The sequence below is a fragment of the Pseudomonas soli genome, assembly GCF_021283165.2.
Classification (GTDB): domain Bacteria; phylum Pseudomonadota; class Gammaproteobacteria; order Pseudomonadales; family Pseudomonadaceae; genus Aquipseudomonas; species Aquipseudomonas soli.
In genome coordinates this window covers 1,755,638-1,772,825 of the sequence record NZ_CP128543.1, presented here as the reverse complement: position 1 = coordinate 1,772,825, position 17,188 = coordinate 1,755,638, and the positions used below count along the sequence as shown (strand labels likewise).

Here is a 17,188-nt window from a genome sequence, read left to right as displayed (position 1 = left end):
TTAGGCAGGATGCCTTACCCCTTCGTTCCCGCCGTCATTCAGACCCGCCCCAACAGAGCTGCCAAGAACAAACCGGCATTACCAATGAAAGTCTGCCTGTAGACACCCGACTGCTTGAGTTTCAATAAACGAAAAAAAACCGAAGCACGTCGCGCCTCGGCAAATTGCCTAAGAATACTCTGATTTTCTGGAGTAAAGTTGTGACTGACAAGTTTCATAGCTTCGATATTCAAATCCATCCAGGACTTAAAGCGTCCCTTCAGCAACTGTCGTACCCGTTTCAGGTTGGGTAAAACCCCTGAATTGGAACCAACACAATTCTGCCCATGCTGCCGATACAGCACAGAAGGTTCTGAATCATATAATACCACGCCACCGCAGCCGGTAACTATCATATAGGCCCACCAGTCATGGGAAACGATCGTTGCGTTATTACCAGCTTCGCGCAGCAACTTCATCAATGCGTCGTTAAACACCATGGTATTTCCACCGGCAATATTTTGAACGAGTGCATTTCTGAAGCAGGCAGACCGTGAGTAAACGGGAGAGAAGCCTAGATGTTTTCCATCCTGGTCCACCAACTCGGTCCTTGCACAGTACAGTGCGGGCACACCTTCTGGGACTGAAGACAACCTGGTAACGGCCCGGGCGAGCTTCTCCGGGTGCCAGATATCATCCTGATCGCACCAGGCATAGTAGTCAGCCTTTATATCATCTCGACAACTAATCGACAGAAAATTCTGTGCAAAGCCTTGGCCCGGACCAGCGAAGCGATCAACGCGGCGGGAGCGAAATTCGTCGCCATATTTATCGAGCAACTCTTGCGTAGAATCTTTAGAACCGTCATCGGAAACATATACTCGGAAATTTCCATGACTCTGCGAGAAAATTGAGTCCAGCTGCTCCTTCAGGTAGCGTTCACCGTTATAACTGCATAAAAGCACTGCAACGCTACCTGCTTGCTGCTGATTGCTATTAACAAATTTCACGGTTGTAATTTTCGAATAGCTGTTCAAGATAGGTTGTCCTCCTCATTCGCCACCTCACACGTCAAAAATGCGAGACAAACCAGCTATTGTATATACTAAAATTCCATTTTAGCATTTCTTTTAAATTTCGCAGAGACTCAATGGCAATTAAAATCAAGGCAATATAGTGGCACTTATCCATGTCGAATTTGAGAAAGCCTCTTATTCAACTGTATTCGAAAATAATCCCATAAATCCTTTTCGCCATTAGAGAGCGCGCCTCATCTACCGGATCATCGGGTGGACGCACCCGCCTACTAACTTCTGACCCTAGCACACTCAATAAGTGCCTGCGTCGGCGAGACGATGCACCTTTAGCAGGATGGAAGGGCACGGGATACGGCAACGAGGGCCGCCTACGTGCCTCAATGATGCCTTCACAGTCCTGCCGGGATTCGAACTAAGATGATGCACCAAAAATGATCGTGACGACGGTAAGGAGATCAACCACCCGGTGCAGGGAGCTTCGATCAACCGGGTTCGGCAAGGGCAGTCGATGGGGCCAGCAAGTCGCTCAGCGGAGAGAGTCTCGACCGGGTGCCCTATTGCGCAGCCTGACGATTGCGCTCAACACCGGCCCAACCAGCAGACCCACGAACAACGCTATTAAAATCAGCAGAGCAACGGGAACCGAGGGCGAGGTCCAACCGAACAGAATCAAGGATACCGCTTGCTGGTTCTCCAGGAAGAAGAACAATACCAGCACTATGAGGGCTAGGATGAAGAAGGCCAATAAGGCGCGCCGTAGACTTCGCATTGCGTTTTCTCTATCGATTAGTGCTGGACATGGTCTTATTCGTTGACCCTGTCCCGCAACTCCTTACCGGGCTTGAAATGAGGAACGAACTTGCCGTCCAGGCTGACCGACTGACCGGTCTTGGGATTGCGGCCTACACGGGGCGCGCGATAGTGCAGGGAAAAGCTGCCAAAGCCACGGATCTCGATACGATCCCCGGTCGCCAGGCACTGCGACATCTGCTCAAGCATGGTCTTGATGGCCAGCTCGACGTCCTTGGACGAGAGCAGCCCCTGATGGGTGACAATACGTTCGATCAGCTCCGACTTCGTCATATTTTTCCCTTCGTTATCAAGCAGCTAGATCATTGCTTAATCAGTTTGTAGCACGCTCCGGCGGATTTGAACAGGGTGGTTCTTGACTAAACAAAAAAATTCAAGATAAGGCGCAGCACGGGCTATCCCCCCACACGAACGCGAGCGCACTGCGACGCAACTTTACAGGCGAGTGGTAAAGCCTACGGCCCACACATCGCCCACGAGCACAGAAATATCTACAAACCCTGTAGGAACAAGCTATTTTGGCTCCTCCAGGCAAATCACTGTCTAGTCCTGAAATAGGTTTACACCCGTTCAGGTAGGCCGACAGGCCTCAAAACGCCCGATGCACCGCATCGGGCGTTTTGTTTTTCAGGGCCATATGGGGCCGTTCTGTGTTGTAGATCTGCACTGCCTCATCAACCATCTTCCTCGCCTGCTCACGATCTTCAGGGCTCCTCGACAGCAGCTCCGTCTTGAGGATTCCGTTGATTCGCTCGGCCAGCGCGTTCTGGTAGCAGTCATACCCATCGGTCATGGAGCACTGAACGCCGTGCCGTTGATGCAGTGACTGGTATAGCGCCGAGCAGTATTGGATGTCTCGATCCGAATGGTGGACTAATGGCTGGCGATGACGTCGCTTCCGTAATGCCTGCTTGAAAGCTTGCGCCACCGACTCGGCATGCAGGCTTTCATGGACGTGGTGGCCAACGATTTTCCTAGCGTACGCATCCGTTACCAGGCTCAGATACAGCGGGCCGTTACGTGCGGGCAGATAAGTAATGTCGGCCACCCAGACGTGCTCTGGCCTTGTCGGTACGACTTGGCTTGGACCGGGCTTAAGTAAGCTGGGATGACGGTAAAAGCGATGAAAGCTCTGTGTTGTCTTGTGATACGCCCGCTTAGACAGTACTAGCAAGCGGCGCTCACCCAAGACCTGGAAAAGCCTGTCTCGGCCCACCTGGACTCGTCTGTCAGGTTGGCAATGCAGCAAATAGTGCAGCTGCGTGTCCCCAGACGAGACTGACGCATCCGGATTTGCTGTACGAACTCAATCACTCGATCCGTCTGGCGCTTTTTGTCATCAGCGGCCTGGTTGCGCTTGTAGTAAGCCTGTCGACTGATGCCTAGAAACTGACAAGCCCTGGCAATGCTCAGTCCTGCAACTTGACCTTGCGTGAGGACTTGCCGGATCGCTTCTTTACGACCGATACACCGTATTCATTTTTTAGAACATCAACGACCGTCTCAAAGAACTGAGCCTTCTGGCTCATCAGCTCAAGCTGCTGCTCAAGTTCTTTGATTCGCTGCTCTGGAGTGAGCGTTTTGGGGTCAGACATCGCGCAGCTCCTCTCGTCGCGGATCGAGGCCCCTGGCTCCAATCCTGCCGACCGTGCTTAAGCAACCATACCAGAACCGTAGATTTTCCTTGGATGCCGTACCGCTCCCGGGCCTGGGTGCAGGTCAGCTCGCCTTTTTCGATCTGATCGACTACTGCCAATTTAGAAGACAGCGAGTAATCACGCTGTGTGCGCTTTACACCTTGATCCATCTGACTCTCCGGAAATTCGGGATGGGAGGTGTAAACCTTATTCAGGACGGGACACACAGGCACAAAAAAGGGCGACCCGAGGGTCGCCCTTTTTACCGATCAAACAGAACTCAGTTCTGCTTGGCCATAGCTTCGCGCAGCAGCGCGGCCATGGTGGTGTCGGCAGCCGCTTCCGGAGCGTTTTTCAGGCTCTGGATGGCTTCGCGCTCTTCAGCATCGTCCTTCGACTTGATGGACAGGCTGATGACGCGGGACTTGCGGTCGACGCTGATGATCTTGGCTTCGATCTCTTCGCCTTCCTTCAGCACGTTACGAGCGTCTTCAACGCGGTCACGGCTGATTTCGGAAGCTTTCAGAGTAGCTTCGATGTCGTCGGCCAGGGTCACGATAGCGCCCTTGGCATCAACTTCCTTGACGATACCTTTGACGATAGCGCCCTTGTCGTTGATCGAAACGAAGTTGGAGAACGGATCGTCTTCCAGCTGCTTGATGCCCAGGGAGATGCGCTCGCGCTCTGGGTCAACCGACAGGATGACGGTTTCCAGCTCGTCGCCCTTCTTGAAGCGACGCACGGCTTCTTCGCCGGCTTCGTTCCAGGAGATGTCGGACAGGTGAACCAGACCGTCGATGCCGCCGTCCAGGCCGATGAAGATACCGAAGTCGGTGATCGACTTAATGGTACCGGTGATCTTGTCACCCTTGTTGAACTGGCCGGAGAAGTCTTCCCATGGGTTGGACTTGCACTGCTTGATGCCCAGGGAGATACGACGACGCTCTTCGTCGATGTCCAGAACCATGACTTCCACTTCGTCGCCAACCTGAACGACTTTCGACGGGTGGATGTTCTTGTTGGTCCAGTCCATTTCGGAAACGTGTACCAGACCTTCAACGCCTTCTTCCAGCTCAGCGAAGCAGCCGTAGTCGGTCAGGTTGGTAACGCGAGCAGTCACGCGGGTGCTCTCTGGGTAACGGGCTTTGATAGCAACCCATGGGTCTTCGCCCAGTTGCTTCAGGCCCAGCGAAACGCGGTTGCGCTCACGATCGTACTTCAGGACCTTGACGTCGATCTCGTCACCAACGTTGACGATCTCGGACGGGTGCTTGATACGCTTCCAGGCCATGTCGGTGATGTGCAGCAGACCATCGACGCCGCCCAGGTCAACGAACGCACCGTAGTCGGTGAGGTTCTTGACGATACCTTTGACCTGCTGGCCTTCCTGCAGCGATTCCAGCAGAGCTTCGCGCTCGGCGCTGTTTTCGGCCTCCAGGACGCTGCGACGGGAAACGACAACGTTGTTGCGCTTCTGGTCCAGCTTGATGACCTTGAATTCCAGCTCTTTGCCTTCGAGGTGGGTGGTGTCGCGCACTGGGCGGACATCAACCAGGGAGCCCGGCAGGAACGCACGGATGCCGTTAACGTCGACAGTGAAGCCGCCTTTAACCTTACCGTTGATAACGCCCTTGACCACTTCTTCGGCAGCGAAAGCAGCTTCCAGAACAATCCAGCACTCGGCGCGCTTGGCTTTTTCACGGGACAGCTTGGTTTCGCCGAAGCCGTCTTCGACCGCGTCCAGCGCAACGTGAACTTCGTCACCGACCTTGATGGTCAGTTCGCCGGTTTCGTTGTAGAACTGCTCGAGCGGGATGACACCCTCGGACTTCAGGCCAGCGTGTACGGTAACCCAGTCGCCGTCGATGTCGACAACGATACCGGTGATGATTGCACCCGGCTGAAGATTGAGGGTTTTCAGGCTTTCTTCAAAGAGTTCTGCAAAGCTTTCGCTCATTTTAATTCCTGTAGATTCGGGCGAAAAAGACGCCCATAGCCACATTCCAGACAATGTGGGTTTCGTTAAGTTAAGGAGCGCTGGCAGGACGTTGACTGGTGCCCCTGCCGGCCCTCCTCTCCATCAGGCCAGGTCGCGCAGGGCGAGCTCGCTTCTGATGCGTTGCAGCACCTGCTCGATGGACAACTCCGTGGAATCCAGCTGGATTGCATCGGCCGCCGGCTTGAGCGGGGCCACTGCACGCTGGGTGTCGCGCTCATCACGCGCACGGATCTCATCTAGCAGACTCGACAGACTAACATCTTCGCCCTTGCCCTTCAACTGCAGGTAACGGCGACGGGCACGCTCCTCGGCACTGGCGGTAAGGAACACCTTCAACGGCGCGTCCGGGAATACCACAGTGCCCATGTCGCGACCGTCGGCAATCAGCCCGGGGGCTTCACGGAAAGCACGCTGGCGCTGCAGCAGCGCCTCGCGCACCGCCGGCAGCGAGGCGACCATCGAGGCCCCGGCACCGACTGTCTCGGTGCGAATGGCATTGCTGACATCCTCACCCTCGAGAATGATCTGCTGCAGCTTGCCCGGCTCCGCCGCAACGAACTGCACGTCCAGATGCGCGGCCAGCGCCTTGAGCAGCTCTTCGTTGGTCAGGTCGACGCCATGGTTAGTGGCGTTGAACGCCAGCAGGCGGTACAGGGCACCGGAATCGAGCAGGCGCCAGCCCAGCTCGCGGGCCAGCAGGCCCGCCACGGTACCCTTGCCCGAGCCGCTCGGCCCGTCGATGGTGATGACCGGTGCTTGCAAATTCACGACTTGCCCTCTTCGGCGACGCGGATGCCGACTTCCTTGCACAGCGCCAGGAAGTTGGGGAACGACGTGGCGACGTTGGCGCAGTCATGGATCACGAGCGGCGCGCTGGCGCGCAGCGAGGCGATGCTGAAGGCCATGGCGATGCGATGGTCGCCGTGGCCGTGCACTTCGCCGCCGCCGATCTGGCCGCCATCGATGATGATGCCGTCCGGGGTCGGCTCACACTTCACGCCCAGGGCGATCAGGCCGTCAGCCATCACCTGGATGCGGTCCGACTCCTTGACCCGCAGCTCTTCGGCGCCACGCAGCACGGTACGCCCTTCGGCGCAGGCGGCAGCGACGAACAGCACCGGGAACTCGTCGATGGCCAGCGGCACCAGCTCTTGCGGGATGTCGATGCCCTTGAGCTTGGCGCCACGCACGCGCAGGTCGGCCACCGGCTCGCCGCCGACTTCACGCTGGTTTTCCAAGGTGATGTCGCCGCCCATCAGGCGCAGGATGTCGATAACGCCGGTGCGGGTCGGGTTGATGCCAACGTGTTCCAGGACCAGTTCGGAACCCTCGGCGATGGACGCCGCCACCAGAAAGAACGCCGAGGAGGAAATATCCGCCGGCACTTCGATGCGGGTGGCCTTGAGTTTGCCACCGGACTGCAGGGAGGCCACTGGACCGTTCGACTCGACCGCGTAGCCGAAGCCGCGCAGCATGCGCTCGGTGTGGTCACGGGTAGGCGCAGGCTCGGTGACGGTGGTGGTGCCTTCGGCGTACAGGCCGGCCAGCAGCAGGCAGGACTTGACCTGGGCACTGGCCATCGGCAGCGTGTAGTTCAGCGCCTTGAGCTTGTGCCCACCGCGGATGGTCAACGGCGGACGACCTTCAGGGCCGGTCTCGACCACAGCACCCATTTCACGCAGCGGATTGGCCACGCGATTCATCGGGCGCTTGGACAGCGAGGCGTCGCCGGTCATGGTGGTGTCGAACGACTGCGCTGCCAGCAGGCCGGACAGCAGGCGCATCGAGGTGCCGGAGTTACCCACGTACAGCGGGCCGGGCGGCGGCTTCAGGCCATGCAGGCCAACACCGTGAATGGTCACGCGACCATGGTGCGGCCCTTCGATGACCACGCCCATGTCGCGGAAGGCCTGCAAGGTCGCCAGGGCGTCTTCACCCTCGAGGAAACCTTCGACCTCGGTCGTGCCCTCGGCCAGCGAGCCGAGCATGATCGAGCGGTGGGAAATCGATTTGTCGCCAGGTACGCGGATCCGTCCGGACACGCGGCCACCCGGTTGGGCCAGGAAAATCAGATCGTTGGCGTTCATAGCGTCCACATAGGCCCGACGGGCAAGGATTTTACTGAAATGCTCGCGGGCAACCCGGGCGCGGGTGAACACGCCCAGCAGTTGGTGCCCGTCCCCAGCATCGACCGCGTCGCGCAGAGCGTCGAGGTCGCTGCGAAATGTATCGAGAGTGCGCAGGACCGCCTCGCGGTTGGCGAGGAAGATGTCATGCCACATGATTGGGTCGCTGCCGGCGATTCTCGTGAAATCGCGGAAGCCTCCCGCAGCGTACCGGAAGATCTCCAGGTTTTCATTGCGCTTGGCCAGCGAGTCGACCAGGCCGAAGGCCAGCAGGTGCGGCAGGTGGCTGGTGGCGGCCAGCACTTCGTCATGGCGCTCCACCGACATGTGCTCGACATCGGCATCCAGCGCTCGCCAGAGGCGATCAACCAGGGCGAGCGCGCCCGGCTCGGTTTCCGCCAGCGGAGTGAGGATCACCTTGTGCCGACGGAACAACGCCGCATTGGAGGCCTCCACCCCACTCTGCTCGGACCCGGCGATCGGGTGCCCCGGCACGAATCGCGGCAGGCGCTCGGCAAACGCCTCGCGCGCGGCACGCACCACATTGCCCTTGGCACTGCCCACGTCGGTGATCACCGCATTACCCAGGTCGAGCTGGGCCAGGCGAGCCAGGACTTTCTCCATCGCCAGGATCGGCACAGCCAACTGGATGACGTCGGCGCCAACACAAGCGGCCGCAAGGTCTGCCTCGCAGCGATCGACCACGCCCAGCGCCACGGCTTGTTTGCGCGACTCGGCGTCGAGGTCGACGCCGACCACTTCGCGGCACAGGCCACTTTCGCGCAGGCCCTTGGCGAAGGAGCCTCCGATCAGACCGAGGCCGACCACGACCAGGCGACCGACAACCGGTGCGGATTTGTTTGTTACAGCATCAACCACGAGTGCAAACCCTGTTCAGAAATCAAGACAGCCTGTAAGTCCATCGCGGGACAAGCCCACTCCCACGAGACCCGCGATGAACCTTGAAACATACGTCAGAGCACCGCTTTCGGATAAGAGCCCAACACCTTCAGCGCCACAGCCTCCTGGCTGATCTGCTCCAGCACCGCCTTGATCAGCGGATCACGGTGATGGCCGACAAAGTCGATGAAGAACACGTAGGTCCACTTGCCGCTGCGCGACGGACGGGTCTCGATGCGCGTCAGGTCGATGCCGTTTTCGTGGAACGGCACCAGCAGCTCATGCAGAGCACCCGGTTTGTTGCTCATGGAGACGATGATCGAAGTCTTGTCATCGCCGGTCGGCGGCACTTCCTGGTTACCGATCATGAGGAAACGCGTGGAGTTGTCCGGGCGGTCCTCGATCTTTTCGGCCAGACGGGTCAAACCATACAAGTTGGCCGCCATGTCACCGGCAATCGCCGCCGAGTTCCACTCGCCCTTGACCCGCTTGGCCGCCTCGGCGTTGCTCGACACAGCCACGCGCTCGACGTTCGGGTAGTGGGCGTCCAGCCACTTGCGGCACTGGGCCAGCGACTGGGCGTGGGAGTAGATGCGGGTGATGCTGTCGGTCTTGGTGTTCTCGCCCACCAGCAGGTGATGGTGGATACGCAGCTCGACCTCGCCGCAGATCACCATGTCATGCTCGAGGAAGCTGTCCAGCGTGTGGCTGACGGCGCCCTCGGTGGAGTTCTCCACCGGCACCACGCCAAAATTGACCGCACCGGCCGCCACCTCGCGGAACACCTCGTCGATGGCCGCCATCGGGCGGCTCACCACGGCATGACCGAAGTGCTTCATGGCCGCCGCCTGGGTGAAGGTCCCCTCAGGACCGAGGTAGGCCACTTTCAGCGGCTCTTCGAGCGCCAGGCAGGAAGACATGATCTCGCGGAACAGCCGCGCCATCTCTTCGTTATCCAGCGGTCCCTGGTTACGCTGCATGACGCGCTTGAGTACCGCGGCCTCGCGCTCGGGACGGTAGAACACCGGTGCCTCGCCTTCCGGCAACGATGCAGTCTTGACCTTGGCCACTTCCTGGGCGCAACGGGCGCGTTCGCTGATCAGCTCGAGGATCTTCTCGTCGAGGCTGTCGATGCGCACGCGCAGGGCCTTGAGCTCCTGATCGGACATCAGCCGTGCTCCTTCTCGAATTCACCCATGTACTGCACCAGCGCCTCGACAGCCTCCAGGCCCAGGGCGTTGTAGATCGAGGCACGCATGCCACCGACCGAACGATGACCCTTGAGGTTGAGCAGGCCACGGGCATCGGCACCGGCCAGGAAGGCCTTGTCCAGACGTTCGTCGGCCAGACGGAACGGCACGTTCATCCACGAGCGGGCGTTGACGCTGATCGGGTTGGAGTAGAACTCGCTGGCATCGATGAAGCCGTAAAGGCGCTCTTTCTTGGCGCGGTTGCGCTGCTCCATTGCCTCGACGCCACCCTGCTCCTTGAGCCACTCGAACACCAGGCCCGAGAGGTACCAGGAATAGGTGGCCGGAGTGTTGTACATCGAGCCGTTGTCGGCCGACACCTTGTAGTCGAGCATGGTTGGGCAGCTGCTGCGAGCGCGACCCAGCAGGTCTTCGCGCACGATTACCACCACCAGGCCGCTCGGGCCGATGTTCTTCTGCGCGCCGGCATAAATCAGGCCGTACTGCGACACGTCGATCGGGCGCGACAGGATGTCCGAGGACATGTCGACCACCAGCGGGACGTCACCGGTTTCGGGCACCCAGTCGAACTGCAGGCCACCAATGGTCTCGTTGGACGCATAGTGAACATACGCGGCGTTGCGGGTCAGCTGCCACTCGTTCTGGCCCGGGATGGCCAGGTAGTCGTAGGGCTTGGCGCTGGCAGCAACGTTGACAGTGCCGAAGCGGCGCGCTTCCTCGATGGCCTTCTTCGACCAGATACCGGTCTCGACGTAGTCGGCGGTGCCGTTTTCTGGCAGCAGGTTCAGCGGAATCTCGGCGAACTGCTGGCTGGCGCCGCCCTGCAGGAACAGCACCTTGTAGTTGGAGGGGACGGACAGCAGGTCGCGCAGGTCCTGCTCGGCCTTTTCGGCGATGGCCACATAGTCGTCGCTGCGATGGCTCATTTCCATCACCGACAGACCCTTGCCGCGCCAGTCCAGCATCTCGGCCTGGGCGCGCTGCAGCACGGCATCAGGAAGCGCGGCAGGGCCTGCGCAGAAGTTAAAGGCTCGTTTGCTCACATCCACTCTCGCTCTGCCAAATAGAACAAAATCGTAATTCGCTGCCGACCAGTCAAGACTGTGTCGCCGGCACCGGGGCTGCCTTGCAGCGCCAATGCCCCACCTTCATCAGTCAAACGGGGCGACCTTGGTCGCCCCGCTCGGGTTGTTGCATCGATTATTCCTGAGGCGCCTCTTCGGTGCCGGCATCGTCGTCGCCCACCGCATCGAGCGGGGCGCCCTCCTCGTCCGTCTCGATCAGTTCATCGAGCTCTTCCTCGGAGGGTTCCTGGACGCGCTCAAGCCCCACCAGCGTCTCGTCGGTGGCCAGCTTGATCAGCGTGACACCCTGGGTGTTACGGCCCAGGCTGGACACCTCGCCGACCCGGGTACGCACCAGCGTGCCCTGGTCGGAGATCAGCATGATTTCCTCGCCTTCCTGCACCTGGATAGCGCCGATCAGCAGGCCATTGCGCCCCTTGGTGCCCATGGCGATCACGCCCTGGCCGCCACGGCCGCGACGCGGGAACTTGGACAGCGGGGTGCGCTTGCCAAAACCACGCTCGGAAGCGGTGAGGATCTGCGCGCCGGACTCCGGAATCAGCATGGAAATGATCTGCTGCCCCTTGCCCAGCTTCATGCCGCGCACGCCACGGGCGGTACGGCCCATCTCGCGCACCACGCTCTCGGCGAAGCGGATCACCTTGCCGGCGTCGGAGAACATCATGACTTCCTTGGCGCCATCGGTAATGGCGGCGGCGATCAGGGTGTCACCTTCCTTGAGCTTCAGGGCAATCAGGCCATTGGAACGCGGACGGGCGAACTGCACCAGCGGAGTCTTCTTGACGGTACCGGCAGCAGTGGCCATGAAGATGTAGGCGCCGGTCGCTTCGGCGACCCACTCAGGGGTGTCGCCGTCTTCCTCGTCGATCTCCTCGGCCTCCACCAGCTCGCCTTCGATCACGCTGTCGTCGCTGTCTTCCAGTTCTTCCTCTGGATCTGCGTGCTGCTGCAGCGCCTCCAGGTCGATCTGCAGCATGGCGGTGATGCGCTCACCCTCCTCCAGCGGCAGCAGGTTGACCAGTGGGCGGCCGCGGGCGGCGCGGGAGGCCTCGGGAATCTCGTAGGTCTTCTTCCAGTACACCTTGCCCTTGCTGGAGAACAGCAACAGGGTGGCATGGCTGTTGGCGACCAGCAGGTGCTCGATGTAGTCCTCGTCCTTGACGCCTGTGGCCGACTTGCCCTTGCCACCACGGCGCTGGGCCTGGTACGCGGACAATGGCTGGGTCTTGGCGTAGCCACCGTGGGAGATGGTCACCACACGCTCTTCTTCCGGGATCATGTCACCGTAGTTGAGGTCGTGGCTGGCATTGAGGATTTCGGTGCGACGGGCATCGCCGTACTCGGCGCGGATCGCTTCAAGCTCCTCGCGGATCACTTCCATCAGGCGCTCGGCGCTGCTGAGGATGCGAATCAGCTCGCCGATCTGCTCGAGGATCTCCTGGTACTCGGCCAGCAGCTTCTCGTGCTCCAGGCCGGTCAGGCGGTGCAGGCGCAGCTCCAGGATCGCCTGGGCCTGTTCCGGCGACAGGTAGTACTTGCCTTCGCGCAGGCCATATTGCTCCGGCAGGTCTTCCGGACGGCACGACTCGGCACCGGCACGCTCGACCATGACCTGCACCGCGCTGGACTCCCAGGCCGTGCTGATCAGTGCTTCCTTGGCTTCGGACGGCGTCGGCGAGGCCTTGATCAGGGCAATGACCGGGTCGATGTTGGACAGCGCGACCGCCTGGCCTTCAAGGATATGGCCACGCTCGCGGGCCTTGCGCAGCTCGAACACGGTGCGGCGGGTGACCACCTCGCGACGGTGGCGAACGAACGCCTCGAGCAGGTCCTTGAGGTTCAGCAGGCGCGGGCGACCGTCGATCAGGGCAACGATGTTGATGCCGAACACGCTCTGCAGCTGGGTCTGCTGGTAGAGGTTGTTGAGCACCACCTCCGGCACCTCGCCGCGGCGCAGCTCGATGACGATACGCATGCCGTCCTTGTCGGACTCGTCGCGCAGCTCGGTGATGCCTTCGATCTTCTTCTCTTTGACCAGCTCGGCGATCTTTTCGATCAGGCGCGCCTTGTTCAGCTGGTACGGCAGCTCGGTGACCACGATCTGCTGGCGGCCGCCGACCTTGTCGATGTCCTCGATCTCGGAGCGGGCACGCATATAGATGCGGCCACGGCCGGTGCGATAGGCCTCGATGATGCCCTGGCGACCATTGATCAGGCCCGCTGTCGGGAAGTCCGGCCCCGGGATGAACTGCATCAGTTCATCGACCGTGATGTCGGAGTTGTCGATCAGCGCCAGGCAGCCATCGATCACTTCGCCGAGGTTGTGCGGCGGAATGTTCGTCGCCATGCCCACGGCGATACCGCTGGAACCGTTGACCAGCAGGTTGGGGATCCTAGTCGGCATGACCGCCGGGATCTGCTCGGTACCGTCGTAGTTCGGCACCCAGTCGACAGTTTCTTTGTGCAGGTCGGCCAGTAGCTCATGGGCCAGCTTGGACATGCGCACTTCGGTGTATCGCATGGCCGCGGCGTTGTCGCCGTCCACCGAACCGAAGTTGCCCTGGCCATCGACCAGCAAATAGCGCAGCGAGAATGGCTGGGCCATGCGCACGATGGTGTCGTACACGGCGGTGTCGCCGTGCGGGTGGTACTTACCGATCACGTCACCGACCACACGGGCGGATTTCTTGTACGGCTTGTTCCAGTCGTTGCCCAGTTCGCTCATCGCATACAGAACGCGGCGATGCACGGGCTTCAAGCCGTCACGCGCATCGGGCAGCGCTCGCCCGACAATAACGCTCATCGCGTAGTCGAGGTAAGACTGTCTCAGTTCGTCTTCGATATTGACCGGGAGGATTTCTTTGGCCAGTTCGCCCATGAGAAGCCTGATTCCTTTTTCTGGTGAAACTTCGCCTGATCCCTCGAAGGACGAACGAAGCTCGCCGCCGCAGCGCAATTGGGGTGCGACGACTTACGACAAATCAATGAGTTGTGCCATGGATCTGCGCAATGAAGACCGCGGTAAAGAGCGGCCTTGGAAACTGCCGGATGGTATCACAAACGCTGCGCGCATGGGAGATATGGCAGGTTGCCGTACAGTACCATCCGCACGGATGGAAAAACGCCTCAATGGAGGCGTTTGCGGCACATCAACTGGGCAATTTTTGCGGTATCCGGGCGCTCGACCACGCCCTTCTCGGTGACGATCACGTCGATCAGGTCGGCCGGCGTGACATCGACCACCGGGTTATAGGCTTCGACATCAGCGGTTACCTGGATCCCGGACACCTCCAGCAGCTCTTCCTCGCCGCGCGTCTCCAGCGGGATATCGTCCCCGGTGGGCAGGTTCAGATCGATGCTGGTGCTAGGCGCCACCACCATGAAGCGCAGCCCGTGGTGCATGGCCGCCACCGCCATCTGGTAGGTGCCGATCTTCGCCGCCACATCGCCATTGGCGGCAATGCAGTCGGCGCCGACCACCACCCAGGTGATGCCCTTGACCTTCATCAGGTGCCCCGCCGCCGCGTCAGCGACCACAGTCACCGGCACACCGTCGGCGGCCAGCTCCCAGGCGGTCAGGCGCGAACCCTGCAGCCACGGCCGCGACTCGCAGGCATAGACCTGCTCGACCATGCCCTCCAGGGTGGCGGCGCGGATCACCCCCAGGGCAGTACCGAAGCCTCCAGTGGCCAACGCCCCGGCGTTGCCATGGGTAAGCAGGGCCTGCTCGCTGCCCTGGTGCCTGCGGATCTGCTCGACACCGAACTGGGCCATGGTCAGGTTGGCCTCGCGATCACTCTGGTGAATCGCCACCGCCTCGGCCTCCATCACCTTCAGCACGTCCTCATCCGGGCGCAGGCGCTGCAGACGCTCACGCATGCGGTTGAGCGCCCAGAACAGGTTGGCCGGAGTAGGTCGCGCCTCGCCGAGCATCATGAAGTCTTCTTCGAGGCTCTCTTCCCAGCTCTCGCCTTCCGCCAGGCGATGGCGCAGCGCGAGCACCAGGCCGTAGGCGGCGCAGATGCCGATCGCCGGAGCGCCACGCACGGCCATGTCGCTGATCGCCTCAGCCACCTCGGCCGCCTCGGTACAGGCCAGCCAGCACTGCTCAAGCGGCAGCAGGCGCTGGTCGAGCAGGTGCAGCACGCCGTCGCGCCACTCGATGCCCGTTACCGTCTCCGCCGCCATCAGTTGATCGCGCATCGCCTCTCCCCGTCGCCCTGGCATCAAAAGCCGGCGATTATAGCGAGCCTGCGTCGCGGACGCTCGGGTATACTGCGCGTTTAGCCGAACCGATCCAGGTATATATCGCGCATGCCCATCGCCACTCCCCTCCTCGACCTGCTGCTTGTGCCGGACTGGCTGGTCCCCGTCGAGCCGGCCGGTGTCGTGCTGGAGGGCCATGCGCTGGGCATCCGCGACGGTCAGATCGCCTGGCTCGGCCCACGCGAGCGGGCGCCACAAGCGCGGGAAGTGCGAACGCTGCCCGACTGCCTGCTGACGCCCGGGCTGATCAACGCCCACGGCCACGCTGCCATGACCCTGTTCCGCGGCTTGGCCGACGACCTGCCACTGATGACTTGGCTGCAGGAACACATCTGGCCCGCCGAGGGTCGCTGGGTGACCGAGGCCTTCGTAGCCGACGGCACCGACCTGGCCATTGCCGAACAGCTCAAGGGCGGCATCACCTGCTTCGCCGACATGTATTTCTATCCACGCGAGGCCTGCGACCGTGTGCACCGCAGCGGCATCCGCGCGCAGATCGCCGTGCCGCTGCTGGATTTCCCCATCCCCGGCGCACGCACCCCGGACGAGGCCCTGCACCTGGCCATCGAACTGTTCGGCGAGCTGCGCCACCACCCGCGCATCACCATTGCCCTGGGCCCGCACGCCCCCTACACGGTGAGCGACGAGAACCTGGAGAAGATCCGGGTAATCGCCGATCAGCTGGACGCACCGCTGCACATGCACATCCACGAGACCGCCAGCGAAGTCGAGCAAGCGCTCAAGGACAACGGCGAGCGGCCACTGGCGCGCCTTGCGCGCCTGGGCCTGCTGGGCCCGAACCTGCAAGCGGTGCACATGACCCAGATCAGCGACGAAGACCTGGCGCTGCTGGTAGAAAGCAACACCAGTGTGGTCCACTGCCCCGAATCCAACCTCAAGCTGGCCAGCGGTTTCTGCCCGGTGGAGCGCCTGTGGCAGGCCGGGGTGAACGTGGCCGTCGGCACCGATGGCGCCGCCAGCAACAATGACCTCGACCTGCTCGGTGAAACCCGCACCGCCGCGCTGCTGGCCAAGGCCGTCGCTGGCTCGGCCACCGCTCTGGACGCACACAGGGCGCTGCGCATGGCCACGCTCAATGGCGCCCGTGCCCTAGCCCTGGAAGCGATCACCGGCTCGCTCGAGGTGGGCAAGGCCGCCGACCTGACCGTCTTCGACCTGTCGGGGCTGGCGCAGCAACCGGTGCACGACCCGGTCTCGCAACTGATCTACGCCACCGGGCGCGACTGCGTGAAGGATGTCTGGGTCGCCGGACAGCAACTGGTCGAGGACCGCCGCCTGAGCCAAATGGACGAAGCCGCGCTGGCCGCCAACGCCCGCGCTTGGGGAGCCCGCATCGGTGGGCGCAACGAATGAATGGCCGGCAGTTGCGGCTGCCGCCCCGCGACACTATTTATCGAAGATTCAGAGGACTGTTCCCATGAGCAACGTCGACCACGCCGAAATCGCCAAGTTCGAAGCCCTGGCCCACCGCTGGTGGGACCGCGAGAGCGAGTTCAAGCCGCTGCACGACATCAACCCGCTGCGGGTCAACTGGATTGACGAGCGTGTCGGCCTGGCCGGCAAGAAGGTGCTGGACGTCGGCTGCGGCGGCGGCATCCTCAGCGAGGCAATGGCCCAGCGTGGCGCCACCGTCACCGGCATCGACATGGGCGAGGCACCGCTGGCGGTGGCCCAGTTGCACCAGCTGGAGTCGGGCGTTGCGGTGGAGTACCGGCAGATCACCGCCGAAGCCCTGGCCGAAGAGATGCCTAGCCAGTTCGACGTGGTCACCTGCCTGGAAATGCTCGAGCATGTGCCCGACCCTTCCTCGGTGATCCGTGCCTGCTACCGCATGGTCAAGCCCGGCGGCCAAGTGTTCTTCTCGACCATCAACCGCAACCCCAAGGCCTACCTGCTGGCCATTATCGGCGCAGAATACGTGCTGAAGATGCTGCCGCGCGGCACCCACGACTTCAAGAAGTTCATCCGCCCTTCCGAGCTGGGCGCCTGGAGCCGTGCCGCAGGCCTCGAGGTCAAGGACATCATCGGCCTGACCTACAACCCGCTGACCAAGCACTACAAGCTGTGCAACGACGTCGACGTCAACTACATGATCCAGACCCTGCGCGAGGAATGAG

At 61.3% G+C, this 17,188-nt stretch carries 12 protein-coding genes and 1 pseudogene; 2 read left to right on the top strand and 11 right to left on the bottom strand.

What is annotated here, in order from left to right; translation table 11 throughout:
* Positions 1–38: 38 nt before the first annotated feature.
* The 11 genes and pseudogenes from LU688_RS08260 to mtnA all read right to left on the bottom strand — a co-directional run bounded on the left by LU688_RS08260 (position 39) and on the right by mtnA (position 14,987).
* Positions 39–1,016 (bottom strand): glycosyltransferase family 2 protein, encoded by a 978-nt coding sequence (locus LU688_RS08260; RefSeq protein ID WP_201754966.1) that lies wholly within the window; start codon positions 1,014–1,016, stop codon positions 39–41.
* Between the two features lie 526 nt (positions 1,017–1,542).
* Positions 1,543–1,785: a lipopolysaccharide assembly protein LapA domain-containing protein gene (locus LU688_RS08255; protein WP_094010726.1), complete on the bottom strand. Its 243-nt coding sequence runs from the start codon at positions 1,783–1,785 to the stop codon at positions 1,543–1,545.
* Positions 1,786–1,820: 35 nt separating this feature from the next.
* Positions 1,821–2,099, bottom strand: coding sequence for an integration host factor subunit beta (gene ihfB / locus LU688_RS08250; protein WP_094010727.1), 279 nt, complete (start codon positions 2,097–2,099; stop codon positions 1,821–1,823).
* A gap of 316 nt (positions 2,100–2,415) precedes the next feature.
* Positions 2,416–3,633: pseudogene (locus LU688_RS08245) on the bottom strand (IS3 family transposase).
* Positions 3,634–3,743: 110 nt separating this feature from the next.
* The gene (gene rpsA, locus LU688_RS08240; RefSeq protein WP_023630827.1) at positions 3,744–5,420 is read right to left on the bottom strand and encodes a 30S ribosomal protein S1; all 1,677 of its coding nucleotides are present in this window, start codon (positions 5,418–5,420) and stop codon (positions 3,744–3,746) included.
* Between the two features lie 123 nt (positions 5,421–5,543).
* Positions 5,544–6,230 (bottom strand): (d)CMP kinase, encoded by a 687-nt coding sequence (cmk, locus tag LU688_RS08235; protein ID WP_023630826.1) that lies wholly within the window; start codon positions 6,228–6,230, stop codon positions 5,544–5,546.
* A complete protein-coding gene (locus LU688_RS08230) occupies positions 6,227–8,467 on the bottom strand; it encodes a bifunctional prephenate dehydrogenase/3-phosphoshikimate 1-carboxyvinyltransferase (protein WP_232888240.1) in 2,241 nt (746 codons plus the stop codon). Before LU688_RS08230 ends, cmk begins: the two co-directional genes overlap by 4 nt.
* A 95-nt stretch (positions 8,468–8,562) precedes the next feature.
* Entirely contained in the window at positions 8,563–9,657 is a 1,095-nt protein-coding gene (gene pheA, locus LU688_RS08225) for a prephenate dehydratase (RefSeq protein ID WP_094010729.1), read from the bottom strand.
* Positions 9,657–10,742: a 3-phosphoserine/phosphohydroxythreonine transaminase gene (gene serC / locus LU688_RS08220; protein WP_232888239.1), complete on the bottom strand. Its 1,086-nt coding sequence runs from the start codon at positions 10,740–10,742 to the stop codon at positions 9,657–9,659. Before serC ends, pheA begins: the two co-directional genes overlap by 1 nt.
* A 157-nt stretch (positions 10,743–10,899) precedes the next feature.
* Entirely contained in the window at positions 10,900–13,662 is a 2,763-nt protein-coding gene (gene gyrA, locus LU688_RS08215) for a DNA gyrase subunit A (RefSeq protein ID WP_094010730.1), read from the bottom strand.
* A 248-nt stretch (positions 13,663–13,910) separates the two neighbouring features.
* Positions 13,911–14,987: an S-methyl-5-thioribose-1-phosphate isomerase gene (gene mtnA, locus LU688_RS08210; protein WP_094010731.1), complete on the bottom strand. Its 1,077-nt coding sequence runs from the start codon at positions 14,985–14,987 to the stop codon at positions 13,911–13,913.
* A 111-nt stretch (positions 14,988–15,098) separates the two neighbouring features.
* On the opposite strand from mtnA, the gene LU688_RS08205 reads away from it, so the two are divergent.
* Both LU688_RS08205 and ubiG read left to right on the top strand, forming a co-directional pair.
* The gene (locus LU688_RS08205; protein ID WP_038705631.1) at positions 15,099–16,424 is read left to right on the top strand and encodes a TRZ/ATZ family hydrolase; all 1,326 of its coding nucleotides are present in this window, start codon (positions 15,099–15,101) and stop codon (positions 16,422–16,424) included.
* Between the two features lie 64 nt (positions 16,425–16,488).
* Positions 16,489–17,187 carry a bifunctional 2-polyprenyl-6-hydroxyphenol methylase/3-demethylubiquinol 3-O-methyltransferase UbiG gene (gene ubiG / locus LU688_RS08200; protein ID WP_094010732.1) on the top strand — a complete coding sequence of 233 codons (699 nt, stop codon included), beginning with the start codon at positions 16,489–16,491 and terminating at the stop codon, positions 17,185–17,187.
* Position 17,188 lies beyond the last annotated feature (1 nt).

Excerpts from the sequence above, each read along its gene's own strand:
- gyrA (WP_094010730.1), bottom strand. The coding sequence starts at position 13,662 with ATGGGCGAACTGGCCAAAGAAATCCTCCCGGTCAATATCGAAGACGAA.
- LU688_RS08255 (WP_094010726.1), bottom strand. The coding sequence starts at position 1,785 with ATGCGAAGTCTACGGCGCGCCTTATTGGCCTTCTTCATCCTAGCCCTC.
- rpsA (WP_023630827.1), bottom strand. The coding sequence starts at position 5,420 with ATGAGCGAAAGCTTTGCAGAACTCTTTGAAGAAAGCCTGAAAACCCTC.
- ubiG (WP_094010732.1), top strand. The coding sequence starts at position 16,489 with ATGAGCAACGTCGACCACGCCGAAATCGCCAAGTTCGAAGCCCTGGCC.
- mtnA (WP_094010731.1), bottom strand. The coding sequence starts at position 14,987 with ATGCGCGATCAACTGATGGCGGCGGAGACGGTAACGGGCATCGAGTGG.
- LU688_RS08205 (WP_038705631.1), top strand. The coding sequence starts at position 15,099 with ATGCCCATCGCCACTCCCCTCCTCGACCTGCTGCTTGTGCCGGACTGG.
- ihfB (WP_094010727.1), bottom strand. The coding sequence starts at position 2,099 with ATGACGAAGTCGGAGCTGATCGAACGTATTGTCACCCATCAGGGGCTG.
- pheA (WP_094010729.1), bottom strand. The coding sequence starts at position 9,657 with ATGTCCGATCAGGAGCTCAAGGCCCTGCGCGTGCGCATCGACAGCCTC.